The sequence below is a fragment of the Streptomyces violaceorubidus genome (assembly GCF_000717995.1).
GTDB classification, from domain to species: Bacteria; Actinomycetota; Actinomycetes; order Streptomycetales; family Streptomycetaceae; genus Streptomyces; species Streptomyces violaceorubidus.
In genome coordinates this window covers 105,203-122,509 of sequence record NZ_JODM01000008.1, presented here as the reverse complement: position 1 = coordinate 122,509, position 17,307 = coordinate 105,203, and the positions used below count along the sequence as shown (strand labels likewise).

The 17,307-nt window shown below is 72.9% G+C and carries 14 protein-coding genes; all 14 read right to left on the bottom strand.

The features are described from left to right. Positions 1 to 4 precede the first annotated feature (4 nt). From IE94_RS0113845 to IE94_RS0113780, 14 genes are read right to left on the bottom strand one after another with little or no spacing between them, the layout of a single operon-like run. The gene (locus IE94_RS0113845; protein WP_030183158.1) at positions 5 to 556 is read right to left on the bottom strand and encodes a dTDP-4-dehydrorhamnose 3,5-epimerase family protein; all 552 of its coding nucleotides are present in this window, start codon (positions 554 to 556) and stop codon (positions 5 to 7) included. Then, positions 553 to 1,785: a polysaccharide pyruvyl transferase family protein gene (locus IE94_RS0113840; protein ID WP_030183155.1), complete on the bottom strand. Its 1,233-nt coding sequence runs from the start codon at positions 1,783 to 1,785 to the stop codon at positions 553 to 555. The genes IE94_RS0113845 and IE94_RS0113840 overlap by 4 nt, the downstream gene beginning before the upstream one ends. Further along, positions 1,782 to 2,729, bottom strand: a complete 948-nt coding sequence (locus IE94_RS0113835; RefSeq protein ID WP_030183152.1) for a glycosyltransferase family 2 protein — start codon at positions 2,727 to 2,729, stop codon at positions 1,782 to 1,784. Before IE94_RS0113835 ends, IE94_RS0113840 begins: the two co-directional genes overlap by 4 nt. After that, entirely contained in the window at positions 2,726 to 4,015 is a 1,290-nt protein-coding gene (locus IE94_RS0113830) for an MATE family efflux transporter (RefSeq protein ID WP_106977853.1), read from the bottom strand. Before IE94_RS0113830 ends, IE94_RS0113835 begins: the two co-directional genes overlap by 4 nt. Positions 4,016 to 4,020: 5 nt before the next feature. Further along, the gene (locus IE94_RS0113825; protein ID WP_030183146.1) at positions 4,021 to 5,304 is read right to left on the bottom strand and encodes a DUF4910 domain-containing protein; all 1,284 of its coding nucleotides are present in this window, start codon (positions 5,302 to 5,304) and stop codon (positions 4,021 to 4,023) included. Beyond that, complete coding sequence (locus IE94_RS0113820) at positions 5,292 to 6,317, bottom strand: NAD-dependent epimerase/dehydratase family protein (RefSeq protein WP_030183144.1); 1,026 nt, start codon at positions 6,315 to 6,317, stop codon at positions 5,292 to 5,294. The genes IE94_RS0113825 and IE94_RS0113820 overlap by 13 nt, the downstream gene beginning before the upstream one ends. 3 nt (positions 6,318 to 6,320) lie before the next feature. Next, complete coding sequence (locus tag IE94_RS0113815; RefSeq protein ID WP_030183142.1) at positions 6,321 to 6,968, bottom strand: PIG-L deacetylase family protein; 648 nt, start codon at positions 6,966 to 6,968, stop codon at positions 6,321 to 6,323. After that, a complete protein-coding gene (locus tag IE94_RS0113810) occupies positions 6,965 to 7,774 on the bottom strand; it encodes a glycosyltransferase family protein (RefSeq protein ID WP_030183139.1) in 810 nt (269 codons plus the stop codon). The genes IE94_RS0113815 and IE94_RS0113810 overlap by 4 nt, the downstream gene beginning before the upstream one ends. Further along, positions 7,771 to 9,021: a class I SAM-dependent methyltransferase gene (locus tag IE94_RS0113805; RefSeq protein ID WP_030183137.1), complete on the bottom strand. Its 1,251-nt coding sequence runs from the start codon at positions 9,019 to 9,021 to the stop codon at positions 7,771 to 7,773. Before IE94_RS0113805 ends, IE94_RS0113810 begins: the two co-directional genes overlap by 4 nt. Beyond that, on the bottom strand, positions 9,018 to 10,259 hold the full coding sequence (locus IE94_RS0113800; protein ID WP_030183134.1) for a glycosyltransferase: 1,242 nt from the start codon (positions 10,257 to 10,259) through the stop codon (positions 9,018 to 9,020). Before IE94_RS0113800 ends, IE94_RS0113805 begins: the two co-directional genes overlap by 4 nt. A gap of 2 nt (positions 10,260 to 10,261) precedes the next feature. Further along, positions 10,262 to 11,494, bottom strand: a complete 1,233-nt coding sequence (locus tag IE94_RS0113795) for a membrane protein (protein WP_030183133.1) — start codon at positions 11,492 to 11,494, stop codon at positions 10,262 to 10,264. Between the two features lies 1 nt (position 11,495). Then, positions 11,496 to 13,067: a right-handed parallel beta-helix repeat-containing protein gene (locus IE94_RS0113790; protein WP_030183132.1), complete on the bottom strand. Its 1,572-nt coding sequence runs from the start codon at positions 13,065 to 13,067 to the stop codon at positions 11,496 to 11,498. A gap of 26 nt (positions 13,068 to 13,093) precedes the next feature. After that, positions 13,094 to 15,061, bottom strand: coding sequence for a heparinase II/III family protein (locus tag IE94_RS0113785; RefSeq protein ID WP_030183131.1), 1,968 nt, complete (start codon positions 15,059 to 15,061; stop codon positions 13,094 to 13,096). Then, a complete protein-coding gene (locus tag IE94_RS0113780) occupies positions 15,058 to 17,256 on the bottom strand; it encodes a bi-domain-containing oxidoreductase (RefSeq protein WP_030183130.1) in 2,199 nt (732 codons plus the stop codon). The genes IE94_RS0113785 and IE94_RS0113780 overlap by 4 nt, the downstream gene beginning before the upstream one ends. Between the last annotated feature and the right edge of the window lie 51 nt (positions 17,257 to 17,307).

Sequence of the window (17,307 nt, the reverse complement as noted above, 5' to 3'; positions counted from 1 at the left end):
GGCCTCACCCTTCCCGGCGCTCGAGGACCTCGGCGAGGCTCGGCGCCTTTCGGTCCCGTGCGGACGTCGAGGTGACCGGCAGCGGCCAGGGGAGGGCCAGCTCCGGGTCGTCGAAGGCGATCGTCACGTCCTCGGCCGGATCGTGCGGGCGGTCGATCCGGTACGACACGTCGGAGGTCTCCGTCAGCGACTGGAAGCCGTGCGCACACCCCGCCGGGACGTACACGGTCGCCTGCGTCTCGCCGGACAGCTCGAAGAAGGCCCGGCCCAGGTAGGTCGGCGAGTCCGCCCTCAGATCCACGACGACGTCGAAGATCCTCCCGTACGAGCACCGCACCAGCTTCGCCTCGCCCGCGCCGGAGCGCAGGTGCAGGCCGCGCAGCACGCCCCGGACCGAGCGGGACACGCTGTCCTGGACGAAGGCGGCCGGGTCGAGGCCGACCGAGCGGATGACGTCGGCGTCGAAGGTGCGGCAGAAGAAGCCGCGTTCGTCGGCGTGCGGCGTCGGTTCGAACAGGTACGCGCCGGCGATCTCCGGCACTTCGGTCGCCTTCATGGTGTCTCCCGCTGGGCGTGGGTGTGGTCGGCCGGCGGGAACAGGGCCGCGGCCAGGGCGGCGAACTGCTGCTCGACGCGCCGGGCGACGACCAAGTTCCGCTCGATGAGGACCCGCCGCACCTCGGCCGACCGCCGCTCCAGCTCGCGGAACTGCTCCAGCAACCGGTCGGCTTCGGCCTCGCGGGCCGGGTGGCAGTACGCGCCCATCCCCATCTCGGCCATGAGCGCGTCGCTCTTCGCCGAATAGCCGAGCGCGAGGGTCGGCGTGCCCACCTTCAGGGCGCAGACCAGATTGTGGTAGCGGGTCGCCACCACGCTGTCGGCGCACGCCGTCTCCTTCATCAGGTCGGCCAGCGAGGCCGCCTCGGCGACGGTGACCAGCGGCGAGCCCACCGCGTCGACGATCGCGTCGGCCACCGGCCGGTCGAGCTCGTCGCCGGTGAGCAGCCGGACCGGCCTGCCCTCCTCGGCCAGCGTGCGGACGAAACGCGTCGTTCCGTCGAGGTAGCGCCGGTGGATCTCCTCGGCCAGCTCCCGCTCGTCGTTGCTCCCGTGGAAGTCCATGACGCCGACGCAGACCGGCCCCCGGTTGCCCGCGGGCTCGGCCGCCGACGGCGCGGGCAGGGCGAACACGAGGTCCGCGTAGACCTCGTCCCGCGCCGTGTCCACCCCCATCGCCCGCATCGCGTCGCGCGACTGGGAATCCCGGTAGGACCGGTACGCGGCCAGCCGCGTCGACCAGCGCGTCAGGACCCGGGTCGGCCGGTTGCCGATCGCACCCGCGCCGACGCTGACCAGCGCGACCCGGGTGCCGAGCAGCCGGCCCGTCAGGCAGAGCAGGAACAGCGAGTACGGAAAGCCCCAGGGCCTGAGCGGCAGCGTGGTCTCCAGCACGCCCGTGCCCGGCACGATCACCGCGTCGTGCCGGCGCACCCAGGCGGCGGTCCGGAAGACGTCGACGAGTTTGCCCAGGGCCTTGCCCGCGATCGCGCCCACGCGGGAAGCGGTCCGGTACTCCCCGCGGTACCAGTTCAGCCGCGTCGCGGGGACCCCGTACCGGGTCGCGACGACCTCGGGCCCGCCGCACATCGCGTCCAGGACCGCGTCGGGACGAGCGGCCCTGAGGTGGTCGAGCACGGCCTCCAGCGACCCGTCGTTGCCGCTGTTGCCGGTGCCGAACAGACCGAACACGCCGACGTGCAAAGGCTTTTCGTCCATGGGGTTCATGCCTGCCCCCGCTCGCGACCGGCCACCAGCTCGTCGACGGACACGGTGAGCAGATCCGGGTCGACGGGGGCGCGGTCCTCGACCCGCTCGCCGGCACCCGGCCGGACGCGGCTGGTCAGCCACGCGGCCAGATGGCGGTGGCACGCGCGCCGGTCGGCCGAGGACAGCGGCGCCCGTGCGATCGCCGAGGCGAAGCCCCAGACGTACTCGGCGAGCAACCGTGGCGTCGGATGCAGCGGGCCCGCCCGACGCGGGTCCAGGTTGACGCACCGGGCACGCTTGGAGGGGTTCGCCCGCTCGGCCCGGGTGGGGTGGTCGCGGCGGAAGTACAGCAGCTCCGGCACCTGGTGGAAGGGGCCGTGCAGGGTGATCTCGGCGACGAAGGTGCGGTCCGCGTGGTGGTAGCTGTCGTGCGGCTTCACCCGGCGCAGCACATCGGCCCTCATCACCCCGTAGAAGTCGTCGCCCCCGGGCTCGAACAGCAGGCTGCGGAAGCGTTCCGGGGCGCGCGGGGAGTCGGTGGCGAGAGCGTACTCGTAGGGGACCTTCACCTTGCCGTCGCCGTCGATGACCGCCTGGCCGCTGTGCGCGAGGACCACGTCCGGCCGCTCGTCCAGCGCCTCGACGCAACGGCGCAGCAGGTCCCGGGCGTAGAGGTCGTCGTGCGAGGCCCACTTGAACAGCTCGCCGCGGCACTGGGTGAACACGTGGTTGTGGTTCGGGGCCGCGCCGATGTTCCGGGGCAGCCGGATGTACCGGACGCGGGAGTCCCGTGCGGCGTAGCGGCGGCAGATGTCCTCGGTGCCGTCCCTCGACGCGTTGTCGGATATCACCAGTTCGAAGTCCTCGTAGGTCTGCCCGAGGAGGGCGTCCAGCGACTCGGCCAGATACTCCTCGCCGTTGTAGACGGGAAGGCCGATGCTCAGCCGGGGGTGGGGGGTCATGTGGTCCTCACTTCGGGAAGGGAAGGGTGGTCGCGCTCGCGCAGGGCGGCCCGCAACTGCAGCCACCACACGGCCGAACCGCAGACGGACGCCGCGGCGGCGCCCCAGGCCGAACCGACCGTGCCGCCCGCGACCGCGCCTCCGAGCCCGCCGGCGACATAGCAGGCGGAGGCGAACAACTGACAGCGCAGACTGCGCCGGGCCGCGGCGAGCGCCCGCAGCCCGGCCGCCGCCCCGGTGCCGAGCCCGGCGCCCGCGACGCTGAGCGTGACCGGCACGATGAGATGCGAGGCGCCGCTCCAGACGTCGCCGAGCACGAACTCGCCGAGCCGGTCCGGCACCAGCAGCAGCGCCGCGCCCCACAGCAGCGCGGCGGCACTCTGCCCGGCGCCGAGCAGGAGGCAGAACCTCCCGAGCCGCTCCGGGGCCTGCCGCAGCACCCGCGCCGACTCGGCCACGGTGACCAGCGACAGACCCATCAGCACGGCGAGGAACGGGCCGAGCAGGAGCTCCGCCCCCCGGATCACGCCCACCGCACCCACGCCGACGATCGCGCCGAGCCCGTAGGCCCGTATCTGGCTCGCGCCGCTGACGCCGACGTTCTCGACCAGGTAGCGGTAGCCGAGGTCGCGGTGGTCGCGGTGCCACTTTCGGGCCCCGGTCGGCCGGGGCCGGATCCCGGACTGGAACCAGCCGTACGCCGCGGCCACCCCGGCGGAGGCGCCCCAGGCGAGCAGGAAGGCCGGCACCGTGCCCACCCGGGCCGCCACCACCATGGCCGGCACGAGCGCGACGGCCCACACGACGTCGTTGACGAACGCCTTGCGGCCGACCCCGGCGGCGAAGAACGAGTAGCGCCAGGCGTCCTGGAGCAGCAGCCCGGGCAGTACCACGCCGAGCGCGGCGAACGCGGCCCCCACCTGGCCGCCGATGCCGATCCCGGCTGCCACGGACACCGTGCCGATCCCGGTGCCGACCAGGAGCGCGGTACCCGACGCCCGGGCCACCGCCCCGCGCCAGGACGACTCCGGCACCGCGCTGAAGCGCACCACGAGAGGGTCGGTGGCCAGCCCGCGCGAGACGTTGAGGACCACGCCGTAGGTCACCCAGGCGAGGCTGAACACCCCGAACGCGGTCAGCCCGAGCGAGCGGGCCACGTAGATGCCCACCACGAAGTTGGACAGGCTGGAGGCCGCCTGGTCGGCCAGCCCCCAGGACAGCCTGCCGACGACTCCCCGCCGGGCGGGCCCCGGCGGTGTCGTCGTCTTCTCCCCCTCGACGGTCATCGGCGTCATGCCTTGATCAGTCCGGCGCCGTGCAGGGCGTCGGCCGCCGCGGCGACGGTGTCGAACGACAGCCCCGACCGCTCGGCCACGTCCAGCAGACCGTGCTCGCCGTCGGAGAGGCTGAGCACCCAGAGCATCGCCATCTGGGCCTGCTTGGCGTCGCTGCGTCCGCCCAGCGAGTCGTACAGCCCGCGCCGACCCAACTGCGGCTCCCCGTAGGGACTGAGGTTGACGTAGCGCCGGTTGCGGTCGAGGACGGCGAACGCCTCGCGGCAGACGGCGAGGGTGTCCGCCATCGCCGCCGGGGAGACGAAGTCCAGGTTGTCCGCCGACGTGTGGTACTCGGGGTAGCCCGCGTACGGGGTCCGGGTGAGCGAGCCCACCGGGAGGTCGAACCCGGGCGAGCAGTACTGCCGCTCGTCGTATCCGTAGGGCGTGAAGGGGGTGACGCGGTGCGGGCGTTCGGACGCGGTGAGCACGTGCCGCAGCACCCGGTCGATCTCCGCGTCGCCGCGCCTGCTTTGCTTGTACGTCAGCTGCCCCGGGTCGCCCGCGCAGGCCAGCACCAGGCCGTGCCTGACCCGCTCGACCCGCTCCCGGTTGCGGGCCAGCCAGGTGATCGCCCCGATGGTGCCGGGCGCGAAGACGAACCGGTAGGTGTAGTACGGGTTGCGCTCCGCCAGCTCCCGGGCCAGGAACGTCGCCACCGCGATACCGGCCAGATTGTCGTTGGCCAGCGACGGGTGGCAGGTGTGGCAGGAGACGATCACCTCGTCGGACACCTGCCCGGGCACCACGTGCTCGGCGTAGGTGAGGTGGCCGTCCGCCAACGTGGAGTCGATGCGGACCTCGTAGTCGCCCTCCGGCAGCGCGTCTAGCGTCTCCTGGGCCAGACAGAAACCCCACTCCGGCCGGTAGTAACTCGTGCGGTACGGCACCCAGGACGGCTGCTCCGGCAGGGTGTGCAGGTGCGGGCGCAGCTCGGCCAGGGGCATGGTCGCCGACACCGGCACGCTGTAGCCGAGCACGTGGAGGCTCGACGCGGCGAAGTCGACGACCCGGCGGCCGGCGGCGTCGGCGACGTACGCGTCCCGGATGTTCCACTCCTTGGGCACCGTCCAGTCGAGCACCTGCGTCCCGGTCGGTACCTCGTGCACGTCCAGAGGGATGTACTCGTCGACGATCCGCAGGGTCGCGCGCACACCGTCGCCCGTGATGCTCCGGCACAGCGGGTACATCCGCTCCACCAGGGCGTACATCTCCTCCCCGGGCTCGGTCATCGGCGCCACCGCAGGGTGTCGTCGACGGCGCCGGCCGCGGTGGCCGCGCGCAGCACGGCGAGGCGGGTGAAACGCTGCTCGAAGTCCTCCCGGGTCAGCCCGTGCTTGCGGTAGGCGTCGGCCAGTTCGAGCGCGCCCTGCTGCACCGTCCACTCGCAGTCGAAGCCGGGGATCGCGGACCGGAACCGGGAGAAGTCCACCCGGTACGAGCGCGGATCGGCACCCGTCTCCCCGGTGATCACCACCTTCGATCCGGACACCGCCGCGGCCACCTCCTCGGCGATCTCGGCGACCGTGACGTTGTTGACCTCGCTGCCGATGTTGAACGCCCGGTCGTGCACCGCCCCGCGCGGGGCGACCAGCGCGGCGGCGAAGGCCCGGGCGATGTCGGCGGCGTGCACCAGGGGGCGCCACGGGGTGCCGTCGGAGAGCACGAGCACCTCGCCCGACAGCAGGGCGTGGCCCACCAGGTTGTTCAGCACGATGTCCGCGCGCAGCCGGGGCGAGTAGCCGAAGGCGGTGGCGTTGCGCATGTACACCGGGCTGAAGTCGCCGTCGGACAGCGCGTGCAGATCGTCCTCCACCCGCACCTTGGACTCCGCGTACGGCGTCACCGGGCGCAGCGGGGCGTCCTCGGTCACCAGGTCGCCACCGCCCGCGGCGCCGTAGACCGAGCACGTCGAGGCGTACAGGAAGCGCTGCACCCCGGCGTCGCGGGCGAGCCGGGCCAGCCGCACCGACGCGTGGTGGTTGATGTCGTAGGTCAGCTCCGGCGCCAGCGATCCCAGCGGGTCGTTGGAGAGCGCGGCCAGGTGGATCACCGCGTCCACCCCGGCCACGTGCTCGGCGGTCAGGTCGCGCAGGTCCACCCGCAGTCCCGGGGGATCGGCGGGTGCCGGTCCCAGGACGCAGTCGGCGAACAGGCCGGCGTCCAGCCCGACGACCTCGTGTCCGGCGGCCGTGAGGACCGGGGCCATCACGGTGCCCAGGTAGCCCTGGTGTCCGGTGAGCAGTACGCGCAAGGTTCAACCCCCCAGGTTGAGAGTGAGTTTGGCGACGTCGAACGCCTCGGCGTAGCGGGCGTGGCATTCGATGCCGCGGATCCGGGCCAGGCCCAGGAAGGCCTCCCGGTCGTACCAGGGCCGGTGCCGCTGCGAGGGGTAGTGCTCCTGAAGCAGCCGCACCTTCTCCTCGGCGACCTCCGGCGTCAGCGGCTGGTACGCCGCCGGGCGGCCGAGGTCGCCGTCCCACTTGACGATCTCGTAACGGAGCACGAGGTGGTCGCGGTACGCGGTGGTCATCAGCTTCGCCAGGCCGCGGTGGTCCTGGTGCGCGTCGTCGGTGCGCGGGGACAGGACGAGGTCCGGTTCGGTCCGCTCCCGCAGCTCCTCGACCGCCGCCTTCGCCTCCTCCCAGTGGGCCGGCATCCGTCCGTCCGGCAGCTTGAGCACCGTCAGCCGCAGGTCCGCCTCCGGGCAGAAGGCGGCGAGCGCGGCCCGCTCCTCCCGCTCCCGTTCGCCGCCACCGCCGGAGAGCACCAGCGCGTCGACGCGGACGCCCGGCCGTGCCAGGCACAGCGTCAGCAGGGTGCCGCCGGCGCCGATGGCGATGTCGTCGCAGTGCGCGCCCACCGCCACGATCCGGTCCGGGCGACCGGCACTGAGCGGGATCACGCGGTCCTCACCCCGGCAGGCCCACCGGCACCGTCCCGCTCCCACACGGCCCACGGGCGCTCGCCCCGGGCGTAGGCGGCATCGAGCGCGGCCCGCTCCTTCACGGTGTCCGTGGGCTTCCAGAAGCCGCGGTGCTGGTGCGCCACCAGCCGTCCGCGCTTGGCCAGTTCGGTGCATCCGTCGGCCACCAGGTCCCCGTTCTCCGGGATGTGGTCGAAGACCTCCTGACGGAGCACGAAGTAGCCGCCGTTCTCCCACAGCGGCAGATCGCTCACGGGGGTGATGCCACCCACCAGACCGTCCTCGCCCAGGTCCACGCAGTGGAACGAGGACTGCGGCGGCACCACCATCATCGACGCCCCGGCGTCCCGCCGCGCGAAGGAGTCGATCATCTGCGGCAGGGGTGCGTCCGTGAGCACGTCGGCGTAGTTGGCGAGGAACATCTCGTCGCCGTCCAGATGGTGCCGCACCCGGCGCAGACGCTCCCCGATCGGTGACTCGATGCCGGTCTGCGCGAACGTGATCGTCCAGTCGGCTATGTCGGCGGACAGCAACTCGGTCCGCCCGCCCCGCAGCACGAAGTCGTTGGACGTCGTCTCCTCGTAGTTGAGGAAGAAGTCCTTGATGTGGTGGGCGCCGTAGCCCAGGCACAGGATGAACTCCCTGTGCCCGAAGTGCGCGTAGTAGCGCATCACGTGCCAGATCAGCGGCCGGGGACCGACCATCGCCATCGGCTTGGGCACGTCGTCCAAGGCGCCCTCGCGCATCCGCATCCCGTAACCGCCGCAGAACAGTACGACCTTCATGCTGTGACCTCTCGGGACGCGGCCTCGACGATGCTCAGTTCCGGAACGGGGAACACCAGCCGGCCGCCCCACTCGTGGACGAACGAGAGCTGTTCGACCAGTTCGGCCCGCAGGTTCCACGGCAGGACCAGGACGTAGTCCGGTCGGTCGGCGGCGATCCGCTCGGGCGGCAGGATCGGGATGCGGGTGCCCGGGGTGTACCTGCCGTGCTTGTAGGGGTTGCGGTCGACCGTGTAGGGGAGCAGGTCGGGCCGGATGCCGCAGTGGTTGAGCAGGGTGTTGCCCTTGCCGGGCGCCCCGTAGCCCACCACCGTCTCACCGCGCTCGGCCGCCTCGATCAGGAACCGCAGCAGGTCCCGGCGCACCTTGGCCACCCGGGCGGAGAAGTCGGTGTAGCCGGACAGCTCCCGCAGTCCGGCCGCCTTCTCCCGGTCCAGCACCTCGGCCACCCGTCTGCCCGGCTCTCCGGCCACCTCGGCCGGCCGGGCCCACAGCCGGACGGACCCCCCGTGCGTGGGCAGCAACTCGACGTCCACGAGGGCGAGTCCGCCACTGGCCAGCGCCCGGATCGCGGAGGCGACCGTGTAGTACTGGAAGTGCTCGTGGTAGATCGTGTCGTACTGGTTCTCCTCGATCAGCGTCAGCAGGTGCTGCACCTCGATCGAGACCCAGCCGTCGTCGGCCACCAGGGCGCGCAGCCCCTTGGTGAACCCGATGACGTCCGGGATGTGCGCGTACACGTTGTTGGCCACGACCAGGTCGGCCGGGCCGTGCTCGGCGCGGACCGCCGCACCGGTGTCCGGGCTCAGGAACTCCGTCAGCGTGGGCACGCCCGCCTCCCGGGCCGCCGCGCCGACGTTCACCGACGGCTCCACGCCGAGGCAGCGGATCCCCCGGTCCACCATGTGCCGCAGCAGGTACCCGTCGTTGCTCGCGACCTCGACGACGAAGGCGTCCGGGCCGAGGCCCAGCCGCTCCACGGCGCCGGTGACGAAGGTCCGCGCGTGCTCCACCCAGGAACTCGAGTAGGAGGAGAAGTACGCGTACTGCGTGAACGTCTCCTCCGGCGTGATCAGCGCGGGAATCTGCGCCAGCCAGCAGTCGGTGCAGACCCGCAGGTGCAGCGGGTACGCCGGTTCCGGCCGGTCCAGTTGGTCCGCGGCGAGGAAACTCTCGCACGGCGGAGTCGCTCCGAGATCGACGACGCTCTCCATCGCCGCCGAACCGCAGAGTCGGCATCGTGTCATCTACTGCCCCCATCCCCCCTGCCCGCGCGGGTGTCCCCGCCACGAGCCAGTGCCGACCGCCCCGCGATCGCGGTGCGGTACCCCTCCAGCAGGCGCTCCAGCCCGACGGCCGGGCTGAACCCCTGCTCGTACCGGTGCCGGGCCGCCCGGCCCATCTCCTGGTTGCGGTCCGGCTCCGCCGTGATCCGGCGCAGACACGCCGCGAGCGAGGCGGGCTCGCCCGGCCGGTGCAGCAGCCCCGTCACCCGGTCCTCGACGAGTTCGGCGAAGGCGCCGTGTCCGGCGGCGACGGCCGGGACCCCGGCCGCCATCGCCTCCACGACCACCAGACCGAACGCCTCCAGCCAGGTCGAGGGAGCCACCACGGCCACCGACCGCGCGAGGGCCCGCCTGCACTGCCGCGGGTCGTACAGACCGACGTACCGCACGTCGTCCCGGCCGGCCGCCCAGGCGGTCACCTCGCGCTCCAGCGGTCCCGTGCCCGCGACGACGAGCGGGACCCCGACCCCTCCGCCCGCGGCGATCTCGTCCCAGGCGGTCATGAGCAGCCGTACGCCCTTGGCCTCGGCGAGCCGGCCGAGATACAGCAGCTGCTCGCCGGCCCCCGTGCGGCGCTCTTCCGGCTCGGGCACGAAGTTGTGCTTCACCGACAGCCGCCCGGCCGGCATGCCGGACCGCACCAGCACCTCGCGCTGCGCCGCGGAGATGCAGAAGAACCGCTCCACACCGGACCACCAGCGCCGCCGGTTGGCCGACAGGCTGACCGCGAGCGGCACCGTCGCCAGCCGGGAACCGCGGTAACAGCCGTGCCGGACGGCGGGCAGCGGCGTCGACCCGACGCACTCGGTGCACGGCCGCCCCTCGCGTTGCAGCGTGCCGGGCGGGCAGACCTGCGTGTAGTTGTGCAGCGTGGCGACGGCGGGCACCCCGGCGTCGGCGCAGGCGGCCAGCACCGCCGGGGACAGGAGCGGGAAGACGTTGTGGACGTGCACCACGTCCGGCCGCTCGGCGCGCAGCCGGGCGGCCAGCTCCTTGCGGACCGCCGGGTTCCACGGCACCAGGAGCGGCACGGCGACCTTGCCGGGCAGTGACCGGCCGCCGATGTCGTCGCTGCGGCGCTCGAACACCCCGACCCGGTGGCCGGCCGTGCGCAGCAGCTCCACCTCCTGGTCGACGACGTTGTTCTCGCCGCTCGGCTGGGCCGAGTTGTACCGGTTGTGCACCACGAGGACGTGCATGTTCAGGTCACCTCCGAGGTCCGCGCCCAGCGCGGGACGCGGCGTCGAGGGGGGTCGGGCACCGGCAGCGGCGTGGCCGCCGCGGGCTGCGCCAGCAGGGAGGCGGCCACGGCGAGGTGCAGCAGGTACGGCGAGGCGTCGCCGAGGCCCGCCTCGGTGTACGACGCGAGCGCGCAGTAACTGATCAGGAAGATCGCGCAGGCCCTGGCCAGTGACGGCGGCCGCAGCAGTGCGACGCCGCCCAGCACGACGAAGACCCCCGCCACCAGGGTGACTCCGGTCAGCCCCTGCTCGTGGTAGACGGCCAGCCAGCTGTTGTCGATCGGCAACCCGTCGAACGACTTGTCGCCCAGGCCCATGCCGAAGACCTTCTCCCCGGTCGTCCGGGGCGCCGCCAGCAGCGCGTCCCACACCTTGGCCCGGCCGGTGAGATTGCTGAAGTTCTCCTCGCTCTGCCCCCGCAGGAACCACGACCGCAGCGCGGCGGCGAACACCACGGCGGCCACCGCGGCGCACAGCACCGCCCAGGAGAAGAACCGGCGGGCGGCGGCGCTGGTCAGGGTGAGCGAGCCGATCGCGAGCGTCAGGCCGACCAGCAGGCCGAGCGTGGCCGTCCGGGTGTGGGTGAGCACGAGCAGGACGAGTGAGGGCACGACGACCAGCGCCGCGCTGCGCCGGTCGGTGCGGTGGCCCACCACGAGCAGCACCGCGAGCCCGATGATCACCGCGGCGTACTGTCCGATCTGCGGCGGGGTGAGGGGCCACAGCGCGCCGACCAGGCGCCCGCCGTAGAGGTCGGGCATGGCAGCGCCCGGCGAGACGAGCGCGCCGGCGGCCACCGAGCACAGGACGACGAAGTACATCCGGATGTGGTGCCGGACGAACGTCACGCCGCCGTCCCACCAGCGGCTGAGCAGCCACAGCGTGGCGACGAAGAGGGCCATCCGGCCGCAGCGGAACAGCGCGCCGAGCCCGGATTCGAGGTCCGCGCTGGCGATCACGCCGGGTACCAGCAGCAGGGTGAGCAGGAACAGGAAGGCGCTGGGGCGCACGCGCAGCCGGGGATTGAGCGCGAGCGCCAGCAAGAACGCGAGGACCAGCGCGCCCATGGTGACCATCTGGATGAGCGAACGGGGGAGCGGGACGACGGTCTCCGCCCCGGTGGAGCCCAGCGTGTTGAGGATCAGCAGGCCCCAGGCCGTCCCGACCAGTCCCGGTGTGCGCCGCTCGTCCATCTCAACCACCGTCCCGGGCGCGCAGGGTGCTGCCCGCGTCCTGGCGGTAGGGCGCGCCCTGCCACTGTCCGAAGTCGAGGACCGTGCTCGGGTCGTGGGCGACGAACTTCCACGGACCGACGTAGACGTTGTCGTGCCAGCGGTTGTCCTGCCGGTGGGTGACGGCCTCGGCCACCCGCTCGCCCTGGTACGGCGACCAGTCCGGATAGGTGCCGTAGTTGGCCAGCAGCGCCATGCGGTCGCAGTTGCGCGTGCACTCGACGACGGTCTTGTCCAGGACGAAGCGGTTGTCGTGGACGTCCACCCGCTGGGTCTTCCAGCGGCAGTCGGCGTACAGCGGTGCCTTGGCGATCGCCGGGCGCGCGCAGCGCCCGACGTCCTTCACCAGCAGTGTGCAGTCGCCGGAGGAGGTGTTGGCCGGACTGTTGCAGAAGCGGTCGGCGTTCTCCCACAGGGTGATGCCGGACCAGTTGTCCTCCATGAGGTTGCCGTAGATCTCGATCTTGTCCGTGCGGGCCTCGACCCGCGGTTCACCGCCGGACTCGGAGACGTAGACGGTGGCGAACGGGAAGTCGTCGCCGCCGTCGGTGTTCGCGCGGCCCTCGACCCAGTTGTTCCGCCGGATCGTGTTCTTCCGGACGACCGCGTTGTAACTGGTCTCGTAGATCAGCGCGGCGCCGTCGTTGGACTCGACGACGTTGCCCTCGATGAGGAAGTCGTTGTTGTTGGTGTCGGCCCACAGGCCGGTCCCGCGGTTGTCGTGCACCCAGTTGCCGCGGATGTCGGCGCCCTGGACGGCCCAGAACTTGACGCCCCCGGTGCAGCCGCAGCCCGGCCGCTCGCGCTCCCAGTCGCCGGTGTTGTTGCCCACGATCTCGTTGCCCTCGACCACCAGGTCGTTGATGGTGCCGTCGCCCTTGTACGCGTTCAGGCCGTACTGGCCGTTGCGGCGCAGACAGCTGGCGCGGACCACCTGGCGGTCCCCGGCCATCAGCCCGGCGCCGGAGTTGTCCTGGACCGTGGCGTGCTCGATCACCCACCCGTCGGCCGAGTCGTGGTTGACCACGCCCTCGTCGTGCGGCGCGACGAAACCCCGCACGGTGAGATGGCTGACGGTGACGTCGTGCGCGGTGCCGCCGAACGCGTACCGGTTGGTCCTGGCCCCGTCGAGTACCGCGCCCGGTGCGCCGAGGTAGCGGTTCCCTTCCTTGGGGACGACCTGCGCGTACGGGTCGGGTGCGAGCCGGTGCTTGCCCGGCCGCAGCCAGAAGGTGGTGTGCGCGGGGCTGTCGCGGGTCTTGGCGGCCAGGTCGCCGACGACCGCCGGGTCGACGGTCACCGCACCCGCCGGCGCCTTCGCCGGTCCGGCCGCGGGCTTCGCGCACACCCGGGCCACGGGCCGCGCACCGGACGGGTAGGAGGAGTCCGAGGAGGAGTCCGAGGAGGAGGGCGGGGCCGAGGCGGACGGTCCGGGCGACGGCTTCTCGGACGTGCCGACACAGCCGGTCGCCAGCAGCGCCAGCGCCAGTGGTGCCGCGGCCGACAGCCCCCCGCGCCGCCAGGTGATCCTCATGCGTCCTCCTCCCTCCCTTCCTGCTCCTAGTTCCGGAACCCGAGTACGGTCGTGAAGGCCCGCGCGCCGTCGGTGGAACCGGTGCCGACCAGCGTGGTGGCGGGTTCCTTGCGTCCGAAGCCGGGGGAGTACCAGCCGAGCGGCGGGTCGCTCTCCCCTCGATGCGCCCGCCAGGACAGCTCGCCCGGCAGGTCGAGCACCGCCGAGCGCTCCTCACCGTCCCGGGCCCAGGTGAGCACGGCGCGGCTCCCGGTCAGCTCGGCACGGACCGCCGGGCCGAGGTGGAACGCGAGGCGCACGGCCCGGCGCGGGCCGCGCACCTCGTCCACCACCCGCAGCTCGCGGCGGGCGGCCGTCAGCTCCACCCGGCGGCGGTGCAGGGAACCCCCGTAGCCGTCGTGCTCGGCGCACCAGCGGGACACCCCCTCGTCGGAGGTGTCCACGGCCAGCACGCGGCTGCGGGCGTGCCGGGTCCACAGGAACGGGCCGCCGGAGACGGACTGGTCGGTGCCGTCCAGCTCCAGCGTGTTGTGGCCGAGGGTCGAGCGGAAGTACCGCCGCCACGCGGGCTGCCCGTGGTAGCAGTACGTCCCCGGGTCGGCGAGCACGTCGACCCCGTCGTGCCGCACCTCCACCGAGAGCGCGTCGGCGTGGGCGTGCGCGGCGATGGACAGGAAGCCGTGCGGACCACCGTCGCAGCGGCACCAGATGCCGTCGGGGCCGCGCAGCACCGTGAGTCCCGCGTCGGCGAAGTGGGCCGGCCTGCGCGCCGGACGGGTCACGGCCGGGTCCGCTCCCTCCTCGCCGTACGGGTGGATCAGCGCGGCCAGCAACGGGGTGCGCACATCGGTGCCGGTCACCGTCGGCCACCAGGGGAGGGAGCCGAACACGGCGTCCCCGGTGGACAGCAGCGAGGCCCAGCGGTCGGTGCCCGCGCCGTCCACCACCAGGCCGTGACCGTCGTCCGCGTCGCCCTGCCGCGGCGGCCGCAGCGAGTCGTCCACGACGGCGGCGAGCGCGTCGGTCATCCGCAGCAGCACCAGCCGGACCGTCGGGGGAACCGGCACCCCCGCGGCGTCCGCCTCCGCGACCGCCGCCAGGCCGAGTTCCAGCACCAGCCCGTGGTACTCGGTGGCCAGCTCGCGGTTGAGGCCGGAGAGGAACGTGTTGCCGCGCAGGTGCCGCTCCAGCGACCGCATCGCCTCGTCCCGCAGGCGCGCGGAGTCGGGGAACCAGCCGAAGGCGCAGGACGCGGCCAACTGCCCGGCGGCCTCCGCCACCGCGTGGTTGTTCGCCGAGGACCCCCGGCTGGGGAAGGCGGCCAGCCAGCGCTGGTGGTGCCAGATCTGCTCCAGGGCCACCGGGTCGTCCTCGAAGAGGGCGGCCGCACCCGGCCAGCCGTCGAGCAGCCGGCGGATCCACACCCACGACAGCAGCCGGATCCCCAGCTCGATGCCGCTGACCCAGTGCACCGAGCGCAGCGGCGCGTTGGACGCCCACCACGACCGCAGGTGCTCCGCCACCCGCTCGGCGTACCGCTCGTCCCCGGTGACCGCGTAGGCGGCGGCGAGCACGGTGAGGTACTGGTGCCGGGACGGCTCCCAGATCTGCTTGATGTCCCCGACCGCCTCCTCGTCGCGGTACGGCACGTCGAAGGCGTAGCCCGACGGGGCCCGGCGCCCGGTCTTCGGGTCGAACCACCAGTCCGGGTCGACCAGGTCGTCGCGGACCACGCCGAAGTACTCGACCCGCCCGGCCATCAGGCGGTCGGCCTGCGCGACGAGGCGCTTGGCGGCGTCCGGCGGCACCGCGGCGATGGTCCCGGCGGGCAGGACCGCGGTGAACCGGGCCCCGGTCACGCTCGGGGCGTGGGGCCGCGCCGACCGCCAGCGCCGCCTGCGCACCGTGTCGCCCACCCGGCCGCCGACCTCCCGCGGCCCCATCCGGGACAGCCGCCGCAGGTACCAGCCCACACCTGTCGGAGTCGCCGTCATCGCACCTCCGCCAGGGTCACCGGCGCGCCACCGGTCAGGGCGGCCCGTACGGCGAGGGTGGCCGTCGTGGTGGCGACCAGCGAGCGCAGCGGCACCGGCATCGGTCCGCCGGTCCGCACCGCCCGGACGAAGGCGGCCAGTTCGGCCGACTGGCCCTTGTCCCGGGCCTTCGGCAGCCGCGAACTCACCCACCGCTTGCGGCCGTCGTAGACCGAGGTCCGCACGAAGTCGTCGAGCTGCAGCACCTTGCCGTCCGCGACCAGGTCCAGCGTCTCCTTGGGGAAGCCCGCCGCGCCCGTGGTGACGTAGGCGATGGTGGCGGTCGACCCGTCCGGATAGCCCAGCACCACCTGGAGGTCCTCGTTGCCGGACGGAGCGAGGGCGTACACCGAGACCGGGTCGGCGCCCAGCAGCCAGCTCGCCGTGTCGACGAAGTGCCCGCCCTCACCGGCGAACCGCGAGCCCTCGGTGCCCTGCTGGAGGTACCAGCTGCCGTGGTCGAGCCGCCCCGCGTTGACCAGGTAACGCAGGCTCGCCGGCCCGGTGCGGGCGCCGAACCGCTTCCTGGCCTCCTGGAGCAGCGGTGCGAACCGGCGGTTGAAGCCCACCTGCAAGCGGTCGTTGCCGGACTCCTCCACCGCGGCGAGCACGCCGGTCAGCTCGTCCTCGGTGAGCGCCAACGGCTTCTCCACGAACACGGCCTTGCCGGCCAGCAGCGCCCTGCGGGTCAGTTCGGCGTGCGAGCTGTGCCGGGTGACCACGAACACCGCGTCGAGTGACGGGTCGCCGAGTACCGCGTCCAGATCGGTGGTGGCCTCATGGAAACCGAACTTGCGCTGCGCGTTGGCCGCGGACAGCGCCGTCGTGGTGACGACCGTCGACAGCTCGACACCGTCGCGCCGGGCCAGGTGCGGCAGCAGCATCGACGTCGCGTAGTTCCCCGCGCCGACGAACGCGAGGCGCACCGGCGTCTTCGCCGCCCGCACGGGCGCGGAGGACCCCTTGCCGCCGCCGGGCACCGAGGGCACGGTCACCGCCGGGGGATCGGCCAAGGGCCCTTCCTCGGCCGCCTGTTCGGGATACCGGAACAGCACGGCCACGGCCTTCAGGTCACCCTCCTTCAGACCCCGGTACGTCTCCACGGCGTCGTCGAAGGCGGCCGTGCGGGTGATCAGGGGCTCCACGTCGACGCGGCCCCGGGCGACGAGATCGAGGAAGCACGCCAGGTTGCGCCGCTCGGTCCAGCGCACGTAGCCGATCGGGTAGTCCCGCCCCTCGATCTCGTACTCCGGGTCGTAGCGCCCGGGGCCGTAGGAGCGGGAGAAGCGGACGTCGAGCTCCTTCTCGTAGTACGCGTTCCACGGCAGGTCCAGTCGGCACTTGCCGATGTCGACGACCCGGCCCCGGTCCCGGCACAGGCGCGCGGCCAGCTCGACGGGCTGGTTGCTGCCACCGCCGGCGGCCAGGTACACCTGGTCCACCCCGTGGCCGTCGGTGAGTGAGGCCACGGCGCTCTCCACGGCCGGGGACGCGGGGTCGCCGCAGGCCGCCGCGCCCAGCCGCTCGGCCAGCACGCAGCGCTCCGGGTCGGGGTCGGCGCCGACGACCCGGACGCCCGAGGCGGTGAGCAACTGCACCACCAGCTGCCCGATCAGCCCGAGCCCGATGACCAGGGCCACCTCGCCGAGCCGCGACTCGCCCTGGCGGACCCCCTGGAGCGCGATCGACCCGACGGTGCCGAAGGCCGCGTGCCGCGGCGCGAGGCCGTCCGGCACCGGGGCGTACAGATTCTTCGGGACCCAGTTCAACTCCGCGTGCAGGGCGTGCTCGTTGCCCGCGCAGGCCACGAGGTCTCCGGCCTTCACGTCGTCGATCCCGGCGCCGACCTGCTCGACCACTCCGCACAGCGAGTAGCCGAGCGGTGTGTAGGAGTCCAGCTTGCCCATCACCTTGCGGTAGGTGGCGGGCACCCCGTTGGTGGCCACGCTCTGCACGACCTTGGCCACCTGGTCCGGCCGGGAACGGGCCTTGCCGAGCATCGACATGCCGGCCTCGGACACCTTCATCAGCTCGGTGCCCGTGGAGATGAGGGAGTAGGCGGTCCGCACCAGCACACCGCCCGGCTTGCAGCCCGGCACCGGCACGTCGAGCAGCGCCAGCTCGCCGCTCTTGTAGTTCTGCACAACCTGTTTCACCGAAGGTCCTCTTGTCTCTCTGCCGGTCTTGGTGCGGGGAGGTGCCGAGGT